Source organism: Streptomyces sp. NPDC002888 (assembly GCF_042888465.1).
In the GTDB taxonomy this organism is placed as follows: domain Bacteria; phylum Actinomycetota; class Actinomycetes; order Streptomycetales; family Streptomycetaceae; genus Streptomyces.
The window spans coordinates 205,003-225,440 of sequence record NZ_JBIAPU010000013.1; the positions used below are offsets into that span (position 1 = coordinate 205,003).

19 protein-coding genes are annotated in these 20,438 nt (G+C 70.1%); 12 read left to right on the top strand and 7 right to left on the bottom strand.

All coding sequences use genetic code 11. The features are described 5' to 3' along the window. Positions 1-102: 102 nt before the first annotated feature. On the bottom strand, positions 103-579 hold the full coding sequence (locus ACFYWX_RS22490) for a 4-oxalocrotonate tautomerase family protein (protein WP_389425831.1): 477 nt from the start codon (positions 577-579) through the stop codon (positions 103-105). A gap of 206 nt (positions 580-785) precedes the next feature. Here ACFYWX_RS22490 and ACFYWX_RS22495 point away from each other — a divergent pair, with 206 nt between their 5' ends. The 3 genes from ACFYWX_RS22495 (at position 786) to ACFYWX_RS22505 (ending at position 2,920) form a co-directional block, all read left to right on the top strand. Beyond that, complete coding sequence (locus ACFYWX_RS22495; RefSeq protein WP_389425894.1) at positions 786-1,097, top strand: DUF6412 domain-containing protein; 312 nt, start codon at positions 786-788, stop codon at positions 1,095-1,097. Positions 1,098-1,202: 105 nt separating this feature from the next. After that, positions 1,203-1,958, top strand: a complete 756-nt coding sequence (locus tag ACFYWX_RS22500) for a YidC/Oxa1 family membrane protein insertase (protein WP_389425832.1) — start codon at positions 1,203-1,205, stop codon at positions 1,956-1,958. A gap of 104 nt (positions 1,959-2,062) precedes the next feature. Continuing rightward, the gene (locus ACFYWX_RS22505; protein ID WP_389425833.1) at positions 2,063-2,920 is read left to right on the top strand and encodes a fumarylacetoacetate hydrolase family protein; all 858 of its coding nucleotides are present in this window, start codon (positions 2,063-2,065) and stop codon (positions 2,918-2,920) included. Positions 2,921-3,069: 149 nt separating this feature from the next. On the opposite strand, the gene ACFYWX_RS22510 is transcribed toward ACFYWX_RS22505, so the two are convergent. Then, the gene (locus ACFYWX_RS22510; RefSeq protein WP_389425834.1) at positions 3,070-3,936 is read right to left on the bottom strand and encodes an LLM class F420-dependent oxidoreductase; all 867 of its coding nucleotides are present in this window, start codon (positions 3,934-3,936) and stop codon (positions 3,070-3,072) included. Positions 3,937-4,205: 269 nt separating this feature from the next. On the opposite strand from ACFYWX_RS22510, the gene ACFYWX_RS22515 reads away from it, so the two are divergent. Continuing rightward, the gene (locus ACFYWX_RS22515) at positions 4,206-5,429 is read left to right on the top strand and encodes an RNA-guided endonuclease InsQ/TnpB family protein (RefSeq protein ID WP_389425835.1); all 1,224 of its coding nucleotides are present in this window, start codon (positions 4,206-4,208) and stop codon (positions 5,427-5,429) included. A gap of 56 nt (positions 5,430-5,485) precedes the next feature. Here ACFYWX_RS22515 and ACFYWX_RS22520 read toward each other — a convergent pair whose 3' ends face one another. Together ACFYWX_RS22520 and ACFYWX_RS22525 are read right to left on the bottom strand one after the other, a co-directional pair. Further along, entirely contained in the window at positions 5,486-5,989 is a 504-nt protein-coding gene (locus ACFYWX_RS22520; protein WP_389425836.1) for a heme-degrading domain-containing protein, read from the bottom strand. Continuing rightward, positions 5,986-7,074, bottom strand: a complete 1,089-nt coding sequence (locus ACFYWX_RS22525; protein WP_389425837.1) for a Gfo/Idh/MocA family oxidoreductase — start codon at positions 7,072-7,074, stop codon at positions 5,986-5,988. The genes ACFYWX_RS22520 and ACFYWX_RS22525 overlap by 4 nt, the downstream gene beginning before the upstream one ends. 56 nt (positions 7,075-7,130) lie before the next feature. Here ACFYWX_RS22525 and ACFYWX_RS22530 point away from each other — a divergent pair, with 56 nt between their 5' ends. Continuing rightward, entirely contained in the window at positions 7,131-8,324 is a 1,194-nt protein-coding gene (locus ACFYWX_RS22530) for an ROK family protein (RefSeq protein WP_389425838.1), read from the top strand. A gap of 13 nt (positions 8,325-8,337) precedes the next feature. On the opposite strand, the gene ACFYWX_RS22535 is transcribed toward ACFYWX_RS22530, so the two are convergent. Beyond that, positions 8,338-9,273 (bottom strand): NADP-dependent oxidoreductase, encoded by a 936-nt coding sequence (locus ACFYWX_RS22535; RefSeq protein ID WP_389425895.1) that lies wholly within the window; start codon positions 9,271-9,273, stop codon positions 8,338-8,340. Positions 9,274-9,612: 339 nt separating this feature from the next. On the opposite strand from ACFYWX_RS22535, the gene ACFYWX_RS22540 reads away from it, so the two are divergent. From ACFYWX_RS22540 to ACFYWX_RS22570, 7 genes are all read left to right on the top strand, one after another. Then, the gene (locus tag ACFYWX_RS22540; protein WP_389425839.1) at positions 9,613-10,584 is read left to right on the top strand and encodes a GlxA family transcriptional regulator; all 972 of its coding nucleotides are present in this window, start codon (positions 9,613-9,615) and stop codon (positions 10,582-10,584) included. 95 nt (positions 10,585-10,679) lie between these two features. Next, complete coding sequence (locus ACFYWX_RS22545; RefSeq protein ID WP_389425840.1) at positions 10,680-11,423, top strand: hypothetical protein; 744 nt, start codon at positions 10,680-10,682, stop codon at positions 11,421-11,423. A 191-nt stretch (positions 11,424-11,614) separates the two neighbouring features. Continuing rightward, complete coding sequence (locus ACFYWX_RS22550) at positions 11,615-12,811, top strand: RNA-guided endonuclease InsQ/TnpB family protein (RefSeq protein ID WP_389425841.1); 1,197 nt, start codon at positions 11,615-11,617, stop codon at positions 12,809-12,811. 112 nt (positions 12,812-12,923) lie between these two features. Then, positions 12,924-13,703, top strand: coding sequence for an HAD-IIA family hydrolase (locus ACFYWX_RS22555; protein WP_389425842.1), 780 nt, complete (start codon positions 12,924-12,926; stop codon positions 13,701-13,703). 122 nt (positions 13,704-13,825) lie between these two features. Then, positions 13,826-14,512, top strand: coding sequence for a hypothetical protein (locus ACFYWX_RS22560; RefSeq protein WP_389425843.1), 687 nt, complete (start codon positions 13,826-13,828; stop codon positions 14,510-14,512). A 4-nt stretch (positions 14,513-14,516) separates the two neighbouring features. Continuing rightward, positions 14,517-15,182: a class F sortase gene (locus ACFYWX_RS22565; RefSeq protein ID WP_389425844.1), complete on the top strand. Its 666-nt coding sequence runs from the start codon at positions 14,517-14,519 to the stop codon at positions 15,180-15,182. Positions 15,183-15,323: 141 nt separating this feature from the next. Next, entirely contained in the window at positions 15,324-16,337 is a 1,014-nt protein-coding gene (locus ACFYWX_RS22570) for a glycoside hydrolase family 6 protein (RefSeq protein WP_389425845.1), read from the top strand. 69 nt (positions 16,338-16,406) lie between these two features. Here ACFYWX_RS22570 and ACFYWX_RS22575 read toward each other — a convergent pair whose 3' ends face one another. Both ACFYWX_RS22575 and ACFYWX_RS22580 read right to left on the bottom strand, forming a co-directional pair. Continuing rightward, a complete protein-coding gene (locus ACFYWX_RS22575; RefSeq protein WP_389425846.1) occupies positions 16,407-18,344 on the bottom strand; it encodes a galactose oxidase-like domain-containing protein in 1,938 nt (645 codons plus the stop codon). Then, positions 18,341-20,356 (bottom strand): glycosyltransferase family 2 protein, encoded by a 2,016-nt coding sequence (locus ACFYWX_RS22580; RefSeq protein WP_389425847.1) that lies wholly within the window; start codon positions 20,354-20,356, stop codon positions 18,341-18,343. Before ACFYWX_RS22580 ends, ACFYWX_RS22575 begins: the two co-directional genes overlap by 4 nt. Between the last annotated feature and the right edge of the window lie 82 nt (positions 20,357-20,438).

Below are 20,438 nucleotides of genomic sequence, written 5' to 3' on the forward strand. Positions count from 1 at the left end.
CGCTCTCGGGCGTCGAGTGTCGCTCTCGGGTGTCGAGTCGCTCTCGGGCGTCGAGTGTCGCTCTCAGGCGGCGAGGTCGCTCTCAGGCATCCAGTGCCGCACTCACGCATCCAGTGCCGCGCGGATGGCCTTGGCCTTCTCCTCCGTGAACACGCCGCTGTCGAGGAGCGAGAGGACGGACTGGACGCCGCCCCGCGAACCCCAGCTGCCCTCGTCGATGACGCGGAAGTTGACCCACCAGGTGGGCGAGGGTTCCGTGAGACCGCAGGCGTCGGCCATCGCGGCCAGGGCGCGCTCGATGACCTCGGTGCGGACCTCCTGGCGCCAGTCGGCGTCCATGACCGTCACGTCGATCACCATGACGTCGAGGTCCTGCGGGGCGTCTGCCAGCAGTCGGCCGCCGATCGCCATCATGTCGGGCTCGCGCTCGACGAAGTGCACCTGGAACCCGATGCGGGCGGCCGGGGCCAACTGGCCGACCTCGGGCACGAGTACCGCGTCCGTGAGGGTCTCGGCCAGCTTGCGGCGCTGTTCCTGGCTCAGGCGGCCCTTCGGGGCGTTGACGGTGATGACGGTCACTACTGCCTCCTATGACACATGTTATAGAGCGAGCGTACACCGGTCTATAACGAGTGTCATAGGAGCTGACGGGTGTCATGGGAACTGATGTGGCGGGGCGGGAACCGTCGTGCCGGTCCGGGGCGTTGTGGATGGTGCCGGGCGTGCTCGGTTCCGGTATAACCGAGTACGACCAGGGGGCACGCGTGTACGAGAGGGGGGCGTCGATGATCCAGAACCGGGCGAGGCTGCGCCCCGCCGCTGTGCTGCTGTTCCTGGTCCTGCAGACCGCGCTGCTCGACACCGGCAGCCTCACCGCCACCGTCGCGCTCGCCGCGACCGCCGCGGTCGGCTCCGCGCTCGTCGTCTGCTCCCTCCTCGCCGCCCGCAGCGCCCCCGCCGTGCCGCCCACCCGCGTGCGCACGGCGATACGCGACCGAGCCCGCCGTACGGCGTTCCTGCCCCAGCGCGACCCCGACGCCAAGGGGCGCATACGGCCCCGGGCGCCCGGACACGCCCTTCCGGCGATCACCGCGTAGGCACGTACTCCCTCAGAAGCAACACGAAGCAGTTCGTGACCCCGCGCGGGTCGTCATGCCGCCATTCCTTACTTCGGCACGACGAGACCCCCGGAGGGCTCACCCATGTCCGTCTTCGCCCACCTCGTCGAGCAGCTCGCCGAGCTACTCCGACCCCTCTTCGGCGCCTCTGCGGCCGCCGCCGCGATCGTCCTGTTCACCGCGCTCGTACGACTGCTCGTGCACCCGCTGTCCCGGGCCGCCGCGCGCGGACAGCGGGCCCAGGCCGCGCTGCGGCCGCGGATCGCCGAACTGCGCAAGAAGCACGCGAAGAACCCCGAGCGACTGCAGAAGGCGGTCCTCGAACTGCACACGCAGGAGAAGGTGTCGCCGGTGGCGGGCTGCCTGCCCAGCCTGTTCCAGCTGCCCGCGTTCTTCCTGCTCTACCACCTCTTCTCCAACTCGACGATCGGCGGTGAGGCCAACGCGCTGCTCTCCCACGAGCTGTTCGCCGCCCCACTCGGCGACCGCTGGGCGGACGCGCTGTCCGGCGGGGGCGTGCTCGGGGAGGCGGGAGTCGTGTACCTCGCGCTGTTCGCGGTCGTCGCCGCCGTCGCCTGCTTCAACTACACGCGGACGAAGCGGATGATGGCCGCCGGCGGTGCCGGGTCGCTGCCGATGGCCGACGGCGCCGAGCAGATGCCCGGCCTCGGCGCGGTCAGCAAGTTCATGCCGTTCATGTCCTTCTTCACCCTGATCACCGTGGCGGTCGTCCCGCTCGCCGCCGCGCTGTACGTGGTGACCAGTACGACGTGGAGCGCCGTCGAGCGGGCCGCGCTCTACCGGACCGGTCCAGTACGTGAACCGGCCCTTGCGGACTGACCACCGAGCTTGGAGGATCCGACCAGACCTCCGATGGCTGCGCCCCGGCCGCACTCCGGCCGCACGCATCGGGCGGGTGCCCGCGATCTAGGGAGACTGTGATCATGAAGCTGCTGCGAGTCGGTACGGCGGGGGCGGAGCGGCCCGCGCTGCTCGACGCCGAGGGGACGCTGCGGGACCTGTCCGGCGTCGTGCCGGACATCGACGGGGCGCTGCTCGCCGACGACGCCGCACTCGGCCGGGTGCGTGCCGCCGCCGACGCCGGGGAGCTGCCCGCGCTCGACCAGGTGGGACTGCGGGTCGGGCCGCCGCTGGCCCGCATCGGCAAGATCGTGTGCATCGGGCTCAACTACCACGACCACGCCCGCGAGACCGGCGCCGAGCCGCCCGCCGAGCCGGTGATCTTCTTCAAGGCGGCGGACACCGTGGTCGGCCCGAACGACACGGTGCTGGTCCCGCGCGGGTCGGTGAAGACCGACTGGGAGGTCGAGCTGGCGGTCGTCATCGGGCGTACGGCCCGGTATGCGGAGTCCCGGGAAGCGGCGCTCGCGTGCGTCGCCGGCTACGCGGTGGCGCACGACGTGTCCGAGCGGGAGTTCCAGATCGAGCGGGGCGGGACCTGGGACAAGGGCAAGAACTGCGAGACGTTCAATCCGCTGGGGCCGTGGCTGGTGACGGCCGACGAGGTGCCGGATCCGCAGCGGCTGGGGCTGCGGTTGTGGGTGAACGGGGAGTTGAAGCAGGACGGGACGACCGCCGAGCAGATCTTTCCCGTGGCCGAGGTCGTGCGGTACGTGAGCCAGTTCATGACCCTGTACCCCGGGGACGTCATCAACACGGGTACGCCTGCGGGCGTGGCTCTGGGGGAGCCCGAGCCCAAGCCGTTCCTGCGGGCCGGGGATGTGGTCGAGCTGGAGATCGACGGGCTCGGTCGTCAGAGGCAGGAGTTCAAGGACGCGTAAGCGCTCCGCTGGGGGGGCCGGGGAACTGCGATGCGTTGTCGGCTGCGGGTTCGTCGTGGCTTGTCGCGCAGTTCCCCGCGCCCCTGAGGGCGCTGCCCCTTGCGCCAGTTGAAGGCGCTGACCCTTGCGCCAGTTGAGGGCGCTGCCCCTTACGCCAGCAGGGAGGCCAGGGTGCGCCAGGCACCCCTCGGGAGGGCTTCTCGTGAGCCGTCGTCGATCACCTGCAGGGCGAGGTGGTCCGCGCCCGCTTCCTGGAAAGCGTTGATCCGCTCCCGGATCCGGTTCTCGTCGCCCCAGGCGAACAGGGCGTCGACCAGGCGGTCGCTGCCGCCGTCGGCCAGGTCGTCCTCGGTGAAGCCGTGGCGGAGGAAGTTGTTGGTGTAGTTCGGCAGGGGGAGGTAGATCGCGAGGAACTCGCGGGCCAGCCCGCGGGCGCGGGTCGGGTCCGTCTCCAGGACGACCCCCAGTTCGGGGGCGAGGAGCGGGGCCTCGCCGAGGATCTCGCGGGCGTACGCGGTGTGCTCGGGGGTGACCAGGTACGGGATCGCGCCGGCGGCCCGGTCCCGGGTCAGCTCCAGCGACTTCGGACCGAGGGCGGCCAGGACGCGGCGGTCCGCGGACGCGCCCGCCGCGTCCAGCTCGTCGAGGTAGGAGACCAGGGACGAGTAGGGGCGCCGGTACTGCTCCGCGAGCCGGGCGTGGCTCACCCCGAGGCCCTGGACGAAGCGGCCGGGGTGGGCCGCCTCCAGGTCGGCGAGAGCGGCCGCGCTGTCGTCGGGCTCGTGCTGCCAGATGCTCTGGATGCTGGTGCCGACGGCGACGCGCGAGGTCGCCTCGATGAGCGGGGCGGCGTGGCGGGCGGCGCTGTTGCCGCCCAGCCAGAGCGCGCCGTAACCGAGTTCCTCCAGCTCCGCGGCGGCCTCGGTGAGTTCGCCGCGGCGGGCCGGGGCCTCGGAGCGCAGACCGACGCTCCAGATGCCGTACCGTCCGACGGTCTCCTTCAGTGCCTTGCTCATCGGTTACCGGTCCCTCCGGTAGGGGCGCTGTGCCCATGATCATCATGCGTACTGCACGTGCCAACGGGAGGGACCCCGTCCGTCATTCCCGCTACCGGGATTCATTCGCAGTGCTCCGGCCTTCAGGCCGGGGGTGAAGCGAATCTCGTGGTGGCGACGCGGAGCGTCGCGGTGTTGTTCCGGCGGAGCCGGGCAGCGCACGAGCCGGTGACATCTCGCGCACATGTTCCTGGCGACAGTGGGTGTTCGATCTTTCTAGAGTGATGGTCATGCAGCTCAGGTACAGCTTCCGCCTGTACCCGGACACTGGCCAGCAGCAGGCGCTGGCGCAGGCTTTCGGGTGCGCCCGGGTGGTGTTCAACGACGCGGTCCGCGCCCGTGAGGACGCCCGTGAGGCCGGGCAGCCGTTCCCGACGGCCGGTCAGCTGTCCACGCGCCTGATCACCGAGGCCAAGCGGACAGCGGAACGGTCCTGGCTGGGTGAGGTGTCCGCGGTGGTGCTGCAGCAGTCCCTGCGGGACGCCGAGACCGCTTACCGCAACTTCTTCTCCTCCCTCAAGGGCACCCGCAAGGGACCTAAGGTGGGAACACCACGGTTGAAGTCCCGGAAGGACGCCAGGCAGTCGATCCGGTTCACCGCCAACGCCCGCTGGAACATCACCGACAGCGGCCGTCTGAACCTGCCGAAGATCGGCGCGGTGAAGGTGAAGTGGTCCCGCACCCTGCCCACCACCCCCACCTCCGTCACCGTCATCAAGGACGCGGCCGGCAGATTCTTCGCCTCCTTCGTCATCGACACCGACCCGGCCGCCGACCAGGCCCGGATGCCCGAAACCGACCGCACCACCGGCATCGATCTCGGCCTGACCCACTTCGCGGTCCTCTCCGACGGCACGAAAATCGACTCCCCGCGCTTCCTGCGGCGCGCGGAGAAGAAACTGAAGAAGGCCCAGAAGGAACAGTCCCGCAAGCAGAAGGGATCAAAGAACCGTGCCAAGGCCCGCCTGAAGGTCGCCCGCGCCCACGCCAAGGTCGCTGACGCGCGCCGCGAGTTCCACCACCAGCTCTCCACGAAGCTGATCTGCGAGAACCAAGCAATCGCAGTGGAGGACCTGTCGGTGGCGGGACTGGCCCGCACAAGGCTGGCCAAGTCCGTGCATGATGCCGGATGGGCATCGTTCATCAGCATGCTGGAGTACAAAACGGCACGGTACGGCCGCACCCTGGTGAAGATCGGCCGCTTCACACCGACCTCCCAGACCTGCTCCACCTGCGGCGTCAAGGACGGACCCAAACCCCTGAACGTCCGGGAATGGACCTGTAGCGCCTGCGGCACCGTCCACGACCGGGACACCAACGCCGCGATCAACGTGAAGACGGCCGCCGGACTGGCGGTATCGGCCTGCGGAGCGCCGGTAAGACCAGAACCCGTTCTGGCACAGCGCGAAGAAACAGGAAGCCGCGGATTCCCGACCGGAAACCGTGCCGCGTAGCGGCACAGCAACGATCGAGAAGGCCGGAATCCTCGCCCTTCAGGGCGAGGAGCATGTCAAACCTTCAGGAACTGCTCCAGCGCCTCCACCACGAACCGGTGGTCCTGCAGCTGCGGCAGCCCGGACACCGTGACCGCGCCGATCACACCCGCGCCCTCGACGTGGATCGGGAAGGAGCCGCCGTGGGCCGCGTACACGTCCGGGTCCAGGCGCGAGGAGTCCTCGAACGTCGTGCCCTTCGCCCGGAAACGGGCGCCGACCAGGTACGACGAGTGGCCGTAGCGCTCCACGACCCGGCGCTTGCGGGCGATCCAGGCGTCGTTGTCGGGGGTCGAGCCCGGCAGGGCGGCGTGGAAGAGCTGCTGCCCGGCGCGGTGGATGTCGATGGCGAGCGGCGCCTGCCGCTCCCGGGCCAGGTCGACGAGGAGCGATCCGAGGGCCCAGGCGTCGTCGTACGTGAACTGCCGGAAGACCAGGTGGCGTTCCTGGGCCTCCAGTTCCTCCAGGGGCGGGGTGAGCTCCGGGTGGAACTTCGGGGTGATTTCCTGGTTGTGCGTCACAGCGTCACCGCCACCTTCTCCTGGGCCGAACGGCGGGCCGCCTCCAGTACGTCGAGAGCGGCGGCCGCCTCCAGGGCGGTCACCGGGTTGGGGCCGCCGTCCAGCAGTGCCTTCGCCACGGCCGCATAGTAGGCCGGGTAGTCGCCGGGGACGGTCGGTTCCGGGCGGCCGCCTCCGGTCAGCGGGGACTCTCCGGCGCCGACGCGGCCCCACAGGTCCTCGGGTTCCGTGCCCCAGTCCGACGTCGTGCCGGGCCGCCGCCCTTCCCGCAGCGCGGCCTCCTGCGGGTCCAGGCCGTACTTGACGTAGCCCGCGCGCGAGCCCAGCACCCGGAAGCGGGGGCCGAGTTGGGCGGTCGTCGCCGAGACGTACAGGTGAGAGCGGGCGCCGCCGGCGTGGGTGAGCGCGATGAAGGTGTCGTCGTCGGCCTCGGCGCCGGGGCGGCGGACGTCCGACTCGGCGTACACGTGGGTGACGGGACCGAAGAGGACCAGCGCCTGGTCGACGACATGGCTGCCGAGGTCGTAGAGCAGACCTCCGATCTCTGCGGGGTCACCGGACTCTCGCCAGCCGCCCTTCAACTGCGGGCGCCAGCGCTCGAAGCGGGACTCGAAGCGCCATACGTCGCCCAGCTCGCCGTCGTCGATCAGCTTGCGCAGGGTCAGGAAGTCGTTGTCCCAGCGGCGGTTCTGGAAGACGGAGAGCAGCAGGCCGCGCTCCTCGGCCAGGGCGGCCAGGGTGCGCGCCTCGGCTGCCGTACCGGCGACGGGCTTGTCGACGACGACCGGGAGGCCGGCCTCGAGGGCGGTGGTCGCGAGCGGGACGTGCGTCTTGTTCGGGGACGCGATGACGACGAGGTCCAGGTCACCGGCCCGCTCGAACAGCTCGTCCGGGGTGGCGACCGTGCGCACGTCCGGGAACTCGGTGCGGGCCTGCTGCTGCCGCTCCGGGTTCGAGGTGACCACCGTGTCGAGGACGAGGCCCTCGGTGGCCGCGATCAGCGGGGCGTGGAAGACGGAGCCGGCGAGGCCGTAGCCGACGAGGCCCACGCGGAGGGGGGTGTCACCAGTCTTGCGTCCAGTCATGCCCTCCACTTTCACAACGCTGTTGCCAAAGTGCAAGCGCGGAGGACAATGGGGGCATGAAGGGCTCTTCCGTCGGTGCGAACCTGTTCGCGCTGCGCAGTCACAACACCGCGCTCGTCCTCGATCTGCTGCGTACGGCGGGAGACCGGGGTATCAGCCGGCTCGAGCTCGCCGAGCGGACCGGGCTCACCCCGCAGGCGGTCAGCAAGATCACGGCGCGGCTTCGGGAGGACGGGCTGGCGGCGGAGGCGGGGCGCCAGGAGTCCACGGGGGGCAAGCCGCGCACGACGTTGCGGCTGGTGCCGGAGGCGGGGCATGCGGTGGGCATGCATCTCGACCGGGACGAGCTGCGGACGGTGCTCGTCGACCTCACGGGGACGGTGGTGGGGGAGCGGCGCGCCGCGCTGGACCTCGGGGCAGGGGCGGATGCGGTTGTCTCGGCTGTGGCCCGGGAGGCGGAGAGGCTGGTGGGCGAGGCGCTCGGGCCCGCCGCCGACCCGGAGCCGGACTCGGACTCGGGCTCTGGCTGGAGCCTGGGCTCAGGCTGGGGTCTGGGCTCGGGCTCCGGCTCGCTGGCTGCTTACGGGTCCCTTCTCGGGCTTGGCGTCGCGCTTCCCGGGCCGCTCGACCACACGCGCGGGGTGCTGCATCGGGTGACCGGTTTTCCCGAGTGGGACGGGTTTCCGCTGCGGGACGCGTTGGCGCCGCGGCTGGGGGTGCCGGTGGTGGTCGACAAGGACACGAACGCGGCGGCGTTGGGGTTGGCGGTGGAAGGTGAGGGCGGGTCCTTCGCCTATCTGCACCTCGGTACGGGGCTGGGGGCCGGGTTGGTGATCGGTGGGGCGCTGCATCGGGGGGCGCGGACCGGGGCGGGCGAGTTCGGGCACCAGGTGATTCAGCTGGACGGGCCTGTGTGTCCGTGCGGGAACCGGGGCTGCATCGAGGTGCTGTGCCTGGGGGCCGTGGGACGGGAGGACATGGAGGAGGCGGCGCGGGTGCTGGGGGCGGGGGCGGCGAATCTGGTGGCCCTGCTGGACATCGATCTGGTGCTGCTCGGCGGGCGGACGGTGGAGGAGGCGCCGGAGCGGTTTGTGCGGGGGGTCGCGGGGGTGCTTGAGGAACTGGCTCGGCGGGAGGGGGCGGCCGGGGGCGCGGTGCCCGTGCGCGTTGCCTCCGGTGGGGTGTGGGGCGTTGCGGTGGGAGCGGCTCAGCTGTTGTTGGGGCCGTTGTTCGGGCGGGGGGACGGGTAGTCCTACCGGGTCGTCAGACGGTCAGGACGATCTTTCCCGTGGTGCGGCCCGCCTCGCCCAACTCGTGGGCCCGAGCGGCCTGTTCGAGGGGGAACACCGTGTCGACGATCACCCGTAGGCGGCCGCTCTCGACCAGGTCGGTGATCTCGCGCAGCCCCAGATGGTCGGGTTCGACGAGCATGAACACCGCCCGCACACCGGCTTCCTCGGCCTGACGCGCGGGGAAGGTGTCGTCCGGCGGCAGCAGGGAGACGAGGGTGCCGCCTCGGCGCAGGGTGCGCAGGGAGCGCGCCCAGCTGGATCCGCCGATGCTGTCGAGGACGACGTCGACGTCACGGACGGACTCGGCGAAGTCCTGGGTGCGGTGGTCGACGAGCTCGTCGGCGCCGAGCGAGCGCAGCAGGGCGTGCTTGGCGGCGCCGGCGGTACCGATGACGTACGCGCCACGGGCCTTGGCGATCTGCACGGCCAGGTGACCGACGCCGCCGGCCGCGGCATGGATCAGGACGCGCCGGCCGGGCTGTACATCAGCGGTGTCGACCAGGGCCTGCCAGGCGGTGAGCGAGGCCAGTGGCAGGGCGCCGGCCTGGACGTGGTCGAGGCCGCGGGGGCGCGGGGCGAAGTGGCGGGCCGGTGCGGTGATGTACTCGGCGTACGCGCCCGCGGGGTACGGGAAGCGGGGCATCCCGAACACCGCGTCGCCGGGCCCGAACAGCGTCACACCCGCGCCGACGGCTTCGACGACTCCGGCCACGTCGAAGCCGAGGATGAAGGGAGGCGTCGCCCCGGTGGCGAACACGCCGCGCTCGCGGGTCTTCCAGTCGGCGGGGTTCACGCCCGCCGCGTGCACCCGGACCAGGACCTCGCCCCGGCCCGGCTCCGGGCGCCGCGTCTCGACGACCTTGAGGACGTCGGGGGCTCCGGCCCTGTCCTGGGACACGGCACGCATGGTCGCGGGGGCGGCGGGGGCGGCGGGGGCGGCGGGGGCGGCGGGGACGGCAGGGGCGGTGGGGATGGCAGGCGTCTGGGGCATGAAGGCGTTCCTTCTCGCGGGGCGGGTGCGTTCGGTCCTCGTGCCGACCGGTGCCGGCACAGCCCACGACGGTCCGGTCGGGCTCAGCCCACGACGGTCCGGTCGGGCTCAGCCCACGACTGTCTGGTCGGGCTCAGCCCACGACGGTCCGGTCGGGGACAGCCCAAGACCGTCCGGTCGGGCACAGCCCAAGACTGTCCGGTCGGCCGAGCCCCCGGTGGTGGCCTGATGGCCACGTCCTGAAAGGATCCGGCCATGCATCGTGTCGGTGTTCTCGCCCTGGACGGAGTCGTCCCGTTCGAACTCGGCATCCCCGCCCGCATCTTCAACGCCGCCCACGACGGCGACGGCAACCCGCTCTACTCCGTCACCACCTGCAGCCTGGACGGCGGCCCCGTGCGCGCCGAGGCCGACTACGACCTCGCCGTCTCCCAGGACGCCTCCCTGCTGGCCACCGTCGACACCGTCGTCGTCCCGCCCTCCCACCGGCTGGGACCGATACGGGCGGAAGGCCGCCTGCCCGGCCCGCTGCGTGACGCCCTCGCCGCCATTCGGCCCGGCACACGGATCGTCGCGATCTGCACCGGCACCTACGTACTGGCCGCCGCCGGACTCCTCGACGGCCGCCCCGCCACCACGCACTGGCGTGAAGCGAGCCGCCTCCAGCGGATGTTCACCACCGCCCGCATCGACCCCGACGTCCTCTACGTCGACGACGGCGACATACTCACCTCCGCAGGCGTGGCCGCCGGTGTCGACCTGTGCCTGCACATCGTCCGCCGCGATCACGGCAGCCGCGTCGCCAACGAGGTGGCCCGGTCCTGCGTCGTGCCGCCCTGGCGCGACGGCGGTCAGGCCCAGTACATCCAGCGCCCCGTGCCCGACCCGTCCGCCGGCGGCACGGCCCCCACCCGGGCCTGGGCCGTGCAGCGTCTTGCCGAACCGCTCACGCTGTCCGACCTCGCCGCCCACGCCAACATGAGCGTGCGCACCTTCAGCCGTCGCTTCCGCGAGGAGGTCGGCACCAGCCCGGGGCAGTGGCTCACCCGACAACGTGTCGACCTCGCACGCCACTTCCTCGAGACCACCGACTGGCCCATCGACGTGGTCGCCCACCGGGCCGGCTTCGGCACCGGCACCTCCCTGCGCCAACACCTCCACACCGCCATCGGGGTCAGCCCCCAGGCATACCGCCGCACGTTCCGCCCTCAGCAGGCGGCCGGCTAGACGGACGTACGGCCGAACGAGCGGATCCATGCGCCCAGTGGAGCCCTTTTCCGGCTCGGCACCTCCCCATCGCCCGTCCCTGCCGTCAAGCTCATGTGTTTATGCGACTGTGCACTCCCGCCGCCCCCCTCTGCCTAGCCGCAGCCGCCCTCCTCCTCCCCGTGGCCGCGTCGCCCGCGCACGCGGCGCGGGTGGCTGTCTGCGCGGGTGGTGAGGGCGACGGCTTCCCCCTCACCACCCGCATTCACGGTGGCCCGGACTCCTACGAGGCCGGGGGCGGGTACGGCACCTGGTACCTGGACCTCACGAACACCACCCGCCGTACCTGCTCCGGTGTTCACCCGGTCGTCGTGCTGATCGACGGGAAGCGCGTGCTCGCGCCCTCGCAGCCGCGGCTGGAGTTCTACGACGGGGCGCGGCCCCACCCCGTCCGCTTCGTGACGACCGACCAGGACGAGCTGGTCGGGGCCTTCGACGACGGTTTCCCGGGGTTCACCGTCGGCCCCGGAGCGACGCTCAGCGTGAAGGTGCGCCTAGCGCTCACCTCGGACACCGTGCCGAACGACGTCACCGTGAACGCGGCCGTCGTGCAGCGCCACGAGAAGGACGGCGACTGGGTCGGGCAGTCGAACGACTATCGGTTCGCCGTCGAGGGCGAAGCGGCCCCCGTGCCCGAGGTCTCGCCCTCCGAGGTCTCGCCCTCCGAACGGATCGACCGACTGCCCTTCGCCGACGAGCTCGCCCGCACCGGCCTCGCGACGGCCCGCGGAGCCGTCACCGCGACCCTCGTCCTGCTCCTCGTCGGGGGAGCGCTGCTGGTGGCGCGCAGACGGCGCTGATTCCCGGCATTTCCAGCATTCGCTGCATTCCCTTCATCGGGATTCCTCCGTGGATACCCCCGCCTTCAGGCGGGGGAGGAAAGGGACTCCTGCGGAGCAGGGCAGGGAGGCCGATTCGCCCTCTGGGCGGATCGGCGTCCATCGCCAACTGTAAGCAGATGGTCACACATTGTTGTGCTAGTTTGTGAGATGTGGCCACTCACGTGAAGCGGCCCTTCAAGTACCGCTTCTATCCGACCGATGCGCAGGCAGCCGAGCTGTCGCGCACCTTCGGGTGTGTGCGCAAGGTCTACAACCTGGCACTCGCCGCCCGTACCGAGGCCTGGGCGCGGCAGGAACGGGTCAACTACAACCAGACCTCGGCCCTGCTGACGGCGTGGAAGAAGACCGGGGAACTGGCCTACCTCAACGAGGTCTCCTCCGTCCCGCTGCAGCAGGCGCTGCGGCACCTGCAGACCGCCTTCGCGAACTATTCCTCCAAACGCGCCAGGTACCCGCGCTTCAAGGCGAAGAAGAAGTCCCGTGCGAGCGCGGAGTACACGTCCTCGGCGTTCCGGTTCCGCGACGGCCGTCTGACACTGGCGAAGATGGCTGATCCGCTGGACATCGTCTGGTCCCGTCCCCTTCCCGAGGGGGCATCGCCGACGACGGTGACCGTGAGCCGGGACAGCGCGGGACGCTGGTTCGTCTCCCTGCTGTGCGAGGACCCGTCCGTCAAGCCGCTCGCGGCCACGGGTACGGCGGTCGGCATCGATGTCGGCCTGGACCACCTGCTGACCCTTTCCACCGGGGACAAGATCGCCAATCCCCGGCATGAGCGCCGCGACCGCGAGCGTCTGGCCAGGGCCCAGCGGGAGCTGTCCCGCAAGGCCGGGGGTGATGGTGCCAACCGGCGCAAGGACCGCCAGAAGGTCGCGAAGATCCATGCCCGGATCGCTGATCGCCGGCGGGATGTGCTGCACAAGCTGACCACTCGACTCGTGCGTGAGAACCAAACGCTCGTGATCGAGGACCTGTCCGTACGCAACATGGTCAAAAACCGGAGCCTGGCCCGTGCCATCAGCGATGCCGCGTGGGCCGAGTTCCGGAGCATGCTGGAGTACAAGGCCGACTGGTACGGGCGGGAAGTGATCGCGGTGGACCGCTTCTTCCCCTCGTCCAAACTGTGCTCCCACTGCGGCAGCCTCGCCCAGGCCATGCCGCTGAACGTCCGTACCTGGACGTGTGACAGCTGCGGCACGACCCATGACCGGGACGGGAACGCGGCGAAGAACCTTCTGGCCGCCGGGCTGGCGGTGTCTGTCTGTGGAGCTGGTGTAAGACCTCAACGGAGAACTCCGGACGGGCGGTCGGCGATGAAGCAGAAAACCCCACGGCGCGAGCCGTAGGAATCCCCCTCGTTCACGAGGGGGAGGAAGTCAATCCCTGCATTCCCTCAAAATCCCGCCTGTGTCTAGGCTGGGGCTCACGCAGCACGGCGTACGGCAGGAGATCCCGCACATGGCAGAACGCAGGCCCATCGAGTCGTGGCTCACCGACATGGACGGTGTGCTCATCCACGAGGGCGTCCCGATCCCCGGCGCCGACGCCTTCCTGAAGAAGCTGCGGGAGTCCGGCAAGCCATTCCTGGTCCTGACCAACAACTCGATGTACACCCCGCGCGACCTGCACGCACGGCTGCGTCGCATGGGTCTGGACGTGCCGATCGAGAACATCTGGACCTCCGCCCTGGCCACCGCCCAGTTCCTGGACGACCAGCGGCCGTGCGGTACGGCGTACGTCATAGGGGAGGCGGGGCTTACCACCGCGCTGCACGACATCGGCTACATCCTCACCGACCACGAGCCCGACTACGTGGTGCTCGGAGAGACCCGGACCTACTCCTTCGAGGCCATGACCAAGGCCGTACGGCTCATCAACGGCGGTGCCCGCTTCATCTGCACCAACCCGGACGAGACCGGCCCCTCCCAGGAGGGCCCGCTGCCCGCGACCGGCGCGGTGGCCGCGCTGATCACCAAGGCGAGCGGCAAGAAGCCGTACTTCGCGGGCAAGCCGAACCCGCTGATGATGCGCACCGGGCTCAACACGATCGGCGCGCACTCCGAGACCAGCGCGATGATCGGCGACCGCATGGACACCGACGTCCTGGCCGGCATGGAGGCCGGGATGCAGACCTTCCTGGTGCTCACCGGCCTGACCATGCCGGAGCAGGTCGAGAACTTCCCGTACCGGCCGTCGAAGGTCGTCGACTCGATCGCGGACCTCGTCGACCGGATCTGAGACCGCGGGGGAGCACGGGAGTAGTGGCGTACGTGGCGTAACCCGTACGGAGCAGTGGTCCGGCTCAGCGGATGCGTGGGAGGGCCGTGCGGGGGAGTCTCCAGAGAGCTGGAGGTTTCACGATGCGTTCACTGAAAGTCACCTTCTGTGCGGGTGCCGCCGTCACCGTCGCCGCCCTCGCCCCGGCCGTGTACGCGGCCGACGGACACGGCGTCTCGGCGACCCCCTCGACCCCCGCCCCCGGCACCGACATCGCGCTGCGGGTCAGCGGCTGCACCGGTACGACGGCCACCGCGGCGTCGGCCGCGTTCGTCTCGGACGCGCACCTCTCCGTAGCCGGCACCGGAGCTCAAGCCGGCACCGGAGCTCAAGCCGGCACCGGAGCTCAAGCCGGCACCGGCACCGGCATCGGCGCCGCAGCCGCCGCCGACCGCACGCTCGTCGGCGAGACCCGCGTCCGCACCTCGGCACGGGCCGGCGCGTACGACGTCAAGATCACCTGCGCCGGGTCCGCCGGGTCCGCTGTCAAGGGCAGCGTCACCGTCGCGGCCAGGTCCTCCGGGCACGGCCCCCACCCCTCCACCCCCTCCGCCCATGCCTCTCCCGTCGCCCCGGTCCACGCGGGCGGCGGCGGCACCGCCCACCTCTCCTCCTCCGTGGCCGACTCCTCGGTGGCCGGCTCCTCCGTCGCCGACACGCGCGCGGCCGGCCCCGGCACCGCCCAGGCGGTGACCGGTCTCGTCCTCGCCGGTGTCGCCGCGGTGGCCGTCGCACTGCGCAGCGTCCGGCGGGGCCGAGGGACGGACTGACCCCGTGTCCGACGCCGAGCGCTCCTCCGGTACCGGACGGCTGCTCACGGGCCTGACCTGGGCGCTGCTGCTGCTCGGGCTGTGGCTGTGGGGCCGCGAGGTGACCGAGTTACGGCAGGGGACGTCGGGGTCGGCCACGAGAGACATGGCCGCGGTCGGCCGTCCCCCGGAGCCCGGCCTGCCGCCCGCCGCGAGGCCACTGCGGGACGCGCTCCCGCAGCGCGTCGACATCCCCGACCTGAACGTGCAGGCGCCGGTCGTGGGACGCGGCCTGGACGGGCGGGGCGCGATCGATCCACCGCCCTTCGACCAGGCGGGCGTCGTGGCCTGGTACGCGGCCGGAGCGAAGCCGGGGGCGGCCGGCACCGCGCTGATGGTGGGCCACGTCGACACGCGGACCCGGCCCGCCGTCTTCTACCGGATCGGCACGCTCCACCCGGGGAACAGAATCCGCGTGGCCCGCGACGACGGCAGGATCGCCGAGTTCACCGTCGACGACGTCGAGGTCGTCGACAGCGACCGCTTCGACGCCCATCGTGCCTACGGCCCCCGTCGGCCGGGCCGCGCCGAACTGCGGCTGATCACCTGCGGCGGCACCTTCGACCGCGCGAGCGGCGGCTACACGGCGAACGTGATCGTGTCGGCGTACCTGACGGGAACGGGCGTGTGAGCCCGAAGCCGCCGACCGGGCCGGTCCTCAACCGCGCGCACGCTGTAACAGCTCTCCGACAACGCCTCGGTGACCTCGTAGGCATGATTGGGTGTATGTCAGGATTAGTACTTGAACTGGCGTGAGCCAAGGGGGAGTTGGATGTACGTCAGCAGGGGGGTCATGGCTGCGCTGGGGGCGGCGCTGCTGATCACCGGGTGTTCCTCGTCGGGAGAAGGGGAGGACAACAAGCCTGACCGGCCCGAGCAGGGCGCCCGGATCACTCAACAGCCCAAGGGGACCAACCCGTTCTGGGTCAACCCGGACGGCAACGCGGCACAGCAGGTCGCCGCCTACGAGAAGACCGGCGAGAAGACGGACGCCGGGGAGATCCGCAAGATCGCCGAGCAGCCGACCGGCGAGTGGATCCTCCCGGAGAACGCGGAGCAGCAGGCCCGCGGCTTCACCGAGGCCGCCGACCAGGCCGGCCGCACCGCGCTTCTCGTCCTCTACAACATCCCGCACCGCGACTGCGGCCAGTACTCGCAGGGCGGCGCCGCCGACGGCAACGCCTACCGCGCCTGGATCGACGACGTGGCCAAGGGCATCGGCGACCGTCCCGCCACGGTGATCCTGGAGCCGGACGCCGTTCTGCACCTGGTCGACGGCTGCACCCAGGACGCGTTCCACGAGGAGCGCTACAACCTCCTGGACGGCGCCGTCACCGCGCTCAAGTCCCTGAAGAACACGAAGGTCTACCTCGACGCCGGAAACGCCGGCTGGAACGACCCCGACCGCATCCACGACCCACTGCGACGCGCGGGCATCGAGCAGGCCGACGGATTCGCCGTCAACGTCTCGAACTTCTATTCCACCGAGGACTCCATCGCCTACGGCAAGGAACTCTCGGCGAAGGTCGGCGGCAAACACTTCGTCATCGACACCGGCCGCAACGGCAACGGCCCCTACACCGAGGGCGACCAGAACGAACGCTGGTGCAACCCCCCGGGCCGCGCCCTGGGCGAGCCCCCCACGACCAACACGGCAGACCCGTTGGTGGACGCCTACCTCTGGGTCAAACGCCCAGGTGAATCAGACGGCGAGTGCAAGGGCGGCCCGAAGGCGGGCCAGTGGTGGCCCGCCTACGCCCTGAAGCTGGCCGCAGCCTCCGACTGACCCCAGTCCCCCGCGCCCCAAAGGGGCGCGGGGAACTGCGCGACCAGCCACACACAACCTGCAGACGAACTACGGCACCCGAACCCACTGCGCCTCACTGGGCGTCCCCTGATCGTCATCCACGAACAGCATGTACCACCCGCCCTGCACCAGATTCCTGCTCTTCGGCACAGTGACCGTCACCTTGTCCCCGGACGCGACGAAATCAAGCGCGATGGACCGCTGATCCACATCCGTCACATGCGTGGACGCACTGGGCCGGATCAACCGCACCTTCTTGACGGAAGACGCATGCTGCGAAGTGAACGTCCCCGACCCGCCCCGGGGAATGGTCTTCGGCCCGCCGGCCAACGACGGCCGGGAATCCCGGTACAGATAAGGCGGCGTGTAGATCTCGATCCGCTGCTCGAACTTCCCCGGCTTCGTGTTCGCCGCGTCCTCGTACAACGAGTCCGACCCGAAGAACATCACCCGCCCGTCCGGCAGCAGAATCGACCCGGAGTGGTAGTTCCGCCCCACCAGCGGATCGGCGACCCGATCGAGGGTGTTGGTGTCCGGGTGGTAGATCCGCGCCTCGAGGATGTTGGAGTCCCCACGGCCCCGATAGTCCTCGGAGCCCCCCGACACCAGAACCGTGTCGTCGGGCAGCACCGACGCCTGCGGATAGCGCGTCCCCTTCTCCAGTGACGGCCCGTCCACGAACCGTGGATCGTCCCTCTTGAGGTCGATGATCCGCGTCTTCTCACTCGACGACCTGGACTCACCGACCCCACCACCCCCGATCACCATGTACCGCTCGTCCTGCGCGGGCGCCAGCAACACCGTCCCGGAGGTCTCCATCAGCTTGGCGTCACCGAGCCCGGGCAGCTTGGTGAACTTGTTGGTGCCCACGTCCCAGATCCCCGGGTCGCGCCCCACGTCGTCCGGCCCGTATCCCGCGTTGGAACCCGAGTAGAAGACCTTCCCGTTCTGCATCAGGAACAGCGCCGGATAGGTCGGGAACTGACGCTCCTTCGGCGTGTACGTCCACTTCCGCGTCTTCGGGTCGAAGACCTCGTTCTTGCCCGGCACCAGCTGCCCGATGTCGTCGAGCCCGGAGACGCTCAGAATCTTGCCGTCGCTCAACGTCGTCAGCGTCGGATACCAGCGTGCCTCCTTCATCGGGTCGACCTTGATGTACTTCTCGGCTATGGGGTCGAACTCGTACGCGTCCCTGATCCCCTGGAAGTCCTTCTTGTCCAGCGCGAGCTTCTGCGCGATGCCGTACGTGTTGCGCGCGTCGACTCCGCTCAGGCCCTGGATGCGGTAGTTGTCCTGCGTACCCGTCTCGTACTTCGAGCCGCTCTTCTGCGCCTCGACGTAAATGCGGCCGAGACCCGGGGTGTTGCCGAGGAACTTGCCGGTCTTCTTGTCGAAGTTCTTCGTCGCCCGCTCGACGACCACCGGGTCCTTGGAGACGAAGGTCCTGCCGTTCTCCTTGCCCTTGAACTTCGTGCCGGCGGGCAGCGTGATCGGCTTGTCGGGGTTCTCGTTGTGGACGATCATCAGGCCGCCGGCCTTGGTGACGTCACCCTTCAGCTTCTCGTACCGCTTGGTGCCGCCCGCGATCAGCAGGTTGCCGTTGGCGAGCTGGGTGTGGCCGGTACAGAACAGGTCGCTCGGCGTGGGCACCTTCTTGATGGTGCGTTTCACCGGGTCCCAGATCCGGGTGTCGAACCGCTTGGCATCGAAGTTGTCCTGGTTGTTGCCGGAGCCCGCGACCAGCAGGATCTTGCCGGTGTGCAGGAGCGCCGCGTGGATGGTGTTCTGGCGGTACTCCTTCGGGAAGTCGACGATCTCCCAGTGGCCGTTGTCGGCCTTGTACTCCGGTCTGTTGATCTTGTACTGGTGGTACTGCTCCGTACTGAAGCGGTAGACCCACGGGCCGTTCATCCCGGCCAGCGCGAGAACCACCGCCGTGCCGATCGCGAGTCGACGGGCACGGCGGCGGCCGGCTCGGTCGTTCATTCCTTACGCCCTCCGAGTCCACCCAGGGCGATCTGCATGGTCTGGTCACCGCTCCCGTGCGAGGCGTTCGAGGCGTTCGAGGCATGGGAAGAGGCCCAGCTCGGCTTGTGCGCCGGCGCGTGGCCCTGCGGCGCGTACGACACCGCCAGGGCGGCGGCACCCACCGGCACCGCGTCCTGCGGCTCCGGTTCCGGCTCCGGCGTGGGCGCGGCGGGCTGCCTGCGGGCCTCCCGCAGCGTCCACCGCCAGGCGAAGATCGGCGAGGCGGTGACCAGCAGGGCGAACGAGGCCCAGATGATCATCGCGGGGTGGGCGTGCCCGAGCGTGAACCCGGCGGCGATGGACGCGCCGAAGACCATGATGAAGAACAGGTGGATCCGGAAGGTCCCGAACAGGGTGTCGGGGGAGGCGGAGTCGCCCTTGGGCGTCACCACGAAGCTGCTCTTGCGGCGCAGCACCGCGTCCATCAGCGAGCGGGCGTAGATCGGCGCGGACAGGGCCGACATGACCATGCCCGCCACACCGCCCGAACCCTCCGGCTCGTGCGGGGAGACGTTGTGCCGGCGGTTCCAGATGTACAGGCCGATCTGCAGCGCGGAGGCGTTGCCGTAGAGCATCAGCCACACGGTCGGGTCGATGTTGACGCCCGAGGCGCCCAGGCCCAGGAACAGGGCGCAGCTCAGCGCCGCGAGGATCCAGTTGAGGGCCGACATCGGGTAGAAGATGATCATCATCGTGTAGTTGAAGAGCTTGCCGGGCGGCAGTGAGTACCAGCCCTTCCAGTACTGCTTGAGGATGGTCTCGTAGGTGCCCCGCGACCAGCGCAGCTGCTGGGTGAAGAAGTCCGTCCAGGCGTTCGGGCCCTCACCGACGGCGAGCACGTCCGGCGTGTAGACCGACCGCCACTTCTTGCCGGTCGCCGGGTTCTTGTGGCGGTGGATCTCGAAGCCGGTCGCCATGTCCTCGGTGATCGAGTCGTACAGGCCGCCGATCTGCTTGAGCGCCTTGATGCGTACGGCGTTCGAGGTGCCCACGAACATGGGGGCGCCGTAGAAGTTGCCCGCACGCTGGATGAGGGCGTGGAAGAGGAACTGCTGGGACTCGGCGGCCTTGGTGACGAACGTGTCGTAGTTGCCGTAGACCTGCGGGCCGATGACGAAGCCGACGTCCGGGTCGCGGAAGAAGCCGAGCATCCGCTCCAGGTAGTTGGGCAGCGGCACGTGGTCGGTGTCGACGGAGGCGAAGTAGTCGTAGTCGTCGCCGTGCGCGTCGAGCCAGGCGTTGTAGTTGCCATGCTTGGTCTTGGCGCGGTGCGGGCCCGTGGGCCGGTTCCACTTCTCGATGCCCTTGCGGGAGAAGTGGTGCACGCCGAGGCGCTCGCAGACCGCCTTCACCTCGGGGTCGTTGCCCTCGTCGAGGAGCCAGACGTGCAGAAGCCCCCGGTGGCGCAGCCTGACGGCCGCCTCCAGGGTCTTCGTCACCATCTCCAGGGGCTCCTTGCCTGGCACGAAGGAGGTCAGGAAGGCGACTCTCGTGCCGGTCTCCGGGACCACCGGGATCGGGTCGCGGGCGACCAGCGTGGCGTGCGCGTTGGACAGCACGTTCATGCAGCGGAAGAACTCGATCAGGCCGATCGCGACCAGCATCACCATGTCGAGCGCGGGCAGCCAGTCGAAGGCCGGGTAGTCCCGTTCGGTCCAGTGCTCGGGCTGCAGCAGCCAGGCGAGCAGGACCAGGGAGAGCAGTGGCGCGGCGCCCAGCATCAGCGCGGCCCGGATCCGGTGCGGCTCCTGGGAGAGCAGCGAGCGGTAGCGCACCTTGTAGGGCTTGGTCGGGTCGGGCTGGGTGAGGGGGCCGGCCAGTCGGCTGTAGTGCTCGTAGTCGTATCTCGGCAGCGTCTTGCTGATCCGGCGGAACGAACCGGTCCCCCCGGTCCGGTTCGTGTCCAGCCTGAGCTGCCTGGTTTGTGACGGGTCGAAGTTATGCCGGGCGCCCGTCGGCGTCGACGTCATGAGTCATCCCCCCACACGCAGATTCCACCGCGTGTCGTCGTTGTCTTCCTACGCCTGCCGCAGCCCCCCTCGGCTTTTCGCA

What these genes read in the sequence shown, in the direction of transcription:
- ACFYWX_RS22495 (WP_389425894.1), top strand. Translation starts at nt 786, where the DNA reads ATGATCCAGAACCGGGCGAGGCTGCGCCCCGCCGCTGTGCTGCTGTTC.
- ACFYWX_RS22500 (WP_389425832.1), top strand. Translation starts at nt 1,203, where the DNA reads ATGTCCGTCTTCGCCCACCTCGTCGAGCAGCTCGCCGAGCTACTCCGA.
- ACFYWX_RS22505 (WP_389425833.1), top strand. Translation starts at nt 2,063, where the DNA reads ATGAAGCTGCTGCGAGTCGGTACGGCGGGGGCGGAGCGGCCCGCGCTG.
- ACFYWX_RS22510 (WP_389425834.1), bottom strand. Translation starts at nt 3,936, where the DNA reads ATGAGCAAGGCACTGAAGGAGACCGTCGGACGGTACGGCATCTGGAGC.
- ACFYWX_RS22515 (WP_389425835.1), top strand. Translation starts at nt 4,206, where the DNA reads ATGCAGCTCAGGTACAGCTTCCGCCTGTACCCGGACACTGGCCAGCAG.
- ACFYWX_RS22525 (WP_389425837.1), bottom strand. Translation starts at nt 7,074, where the DNA reads ATGACTGGACGCAAGACTGGTGACACCCCCCTCCGCGTGGGCCTCGTC.
- ACFYWX_RS22530 (WP_389425838.1), top strand. Translation starts at nt 7,131, where the DNA reads ATGAAGGGCTCTTCCGTCGGTGCGAACCTGTTCGCGCTGCGCAGTCAC.
- ACFYWX_RS22535 (WP_389425895.1), bottom strand. Translation starts at nt 9,273, where the DNA reads ATGCGTGCCGTGTCCCAGGACAGGGCCGGAGCCCCCGACGTCCTCAAG.
- ACFYWX_RS22540 (WP_389425839.1), top strand. Translation starts at nt 9,613, where the DNA reads ATGCATCGTGTCGGTGTTCTCGCCCTGGACGGAGTCGTCCCGTTCGAA.
- ACFYWX_RS22555 (WP_389425842.1), top strand. Translation starts at nt 12,924, where the DNA reads ATGGCAGAACGCAGGCCCATCGAGTCGTGGCTCACCGACATGGACGGT.
- ACFYWX_RS22560 (WP_389425843.1), top strand. Translation starts at nt 13,826, where the DNA reads ATGCGTTCACTGAAAGTCACCTTCTGTGCGGGTGCCGCCGTCACCGTC.
- ACFYWX_RS22570 (WP_389425845.1), top strand. Translation starts at nt 15,324, where the DNA reads ATGTACGTCAGCAGGGGGGTCATGGCTGCGCTGGGGGCGGCGCTGCTG.
- ACFYWX_RS22575 (WP_389425846.1), bottom strand. Translation starts at nt 18,344, where the DNA reads ATGAACGACCGAGCCGGCCGCCGCCGTGCCCGTCGACTCGCGATCGGC.
- ACFYWX_RS22580 (WP_389425847.1), bottom strand. Translation starts at nt 20,356, where the DNA reads ATGACGTCGACGCCGACGGGCGCCCGGCATAACTTCGACCCGTCACAA.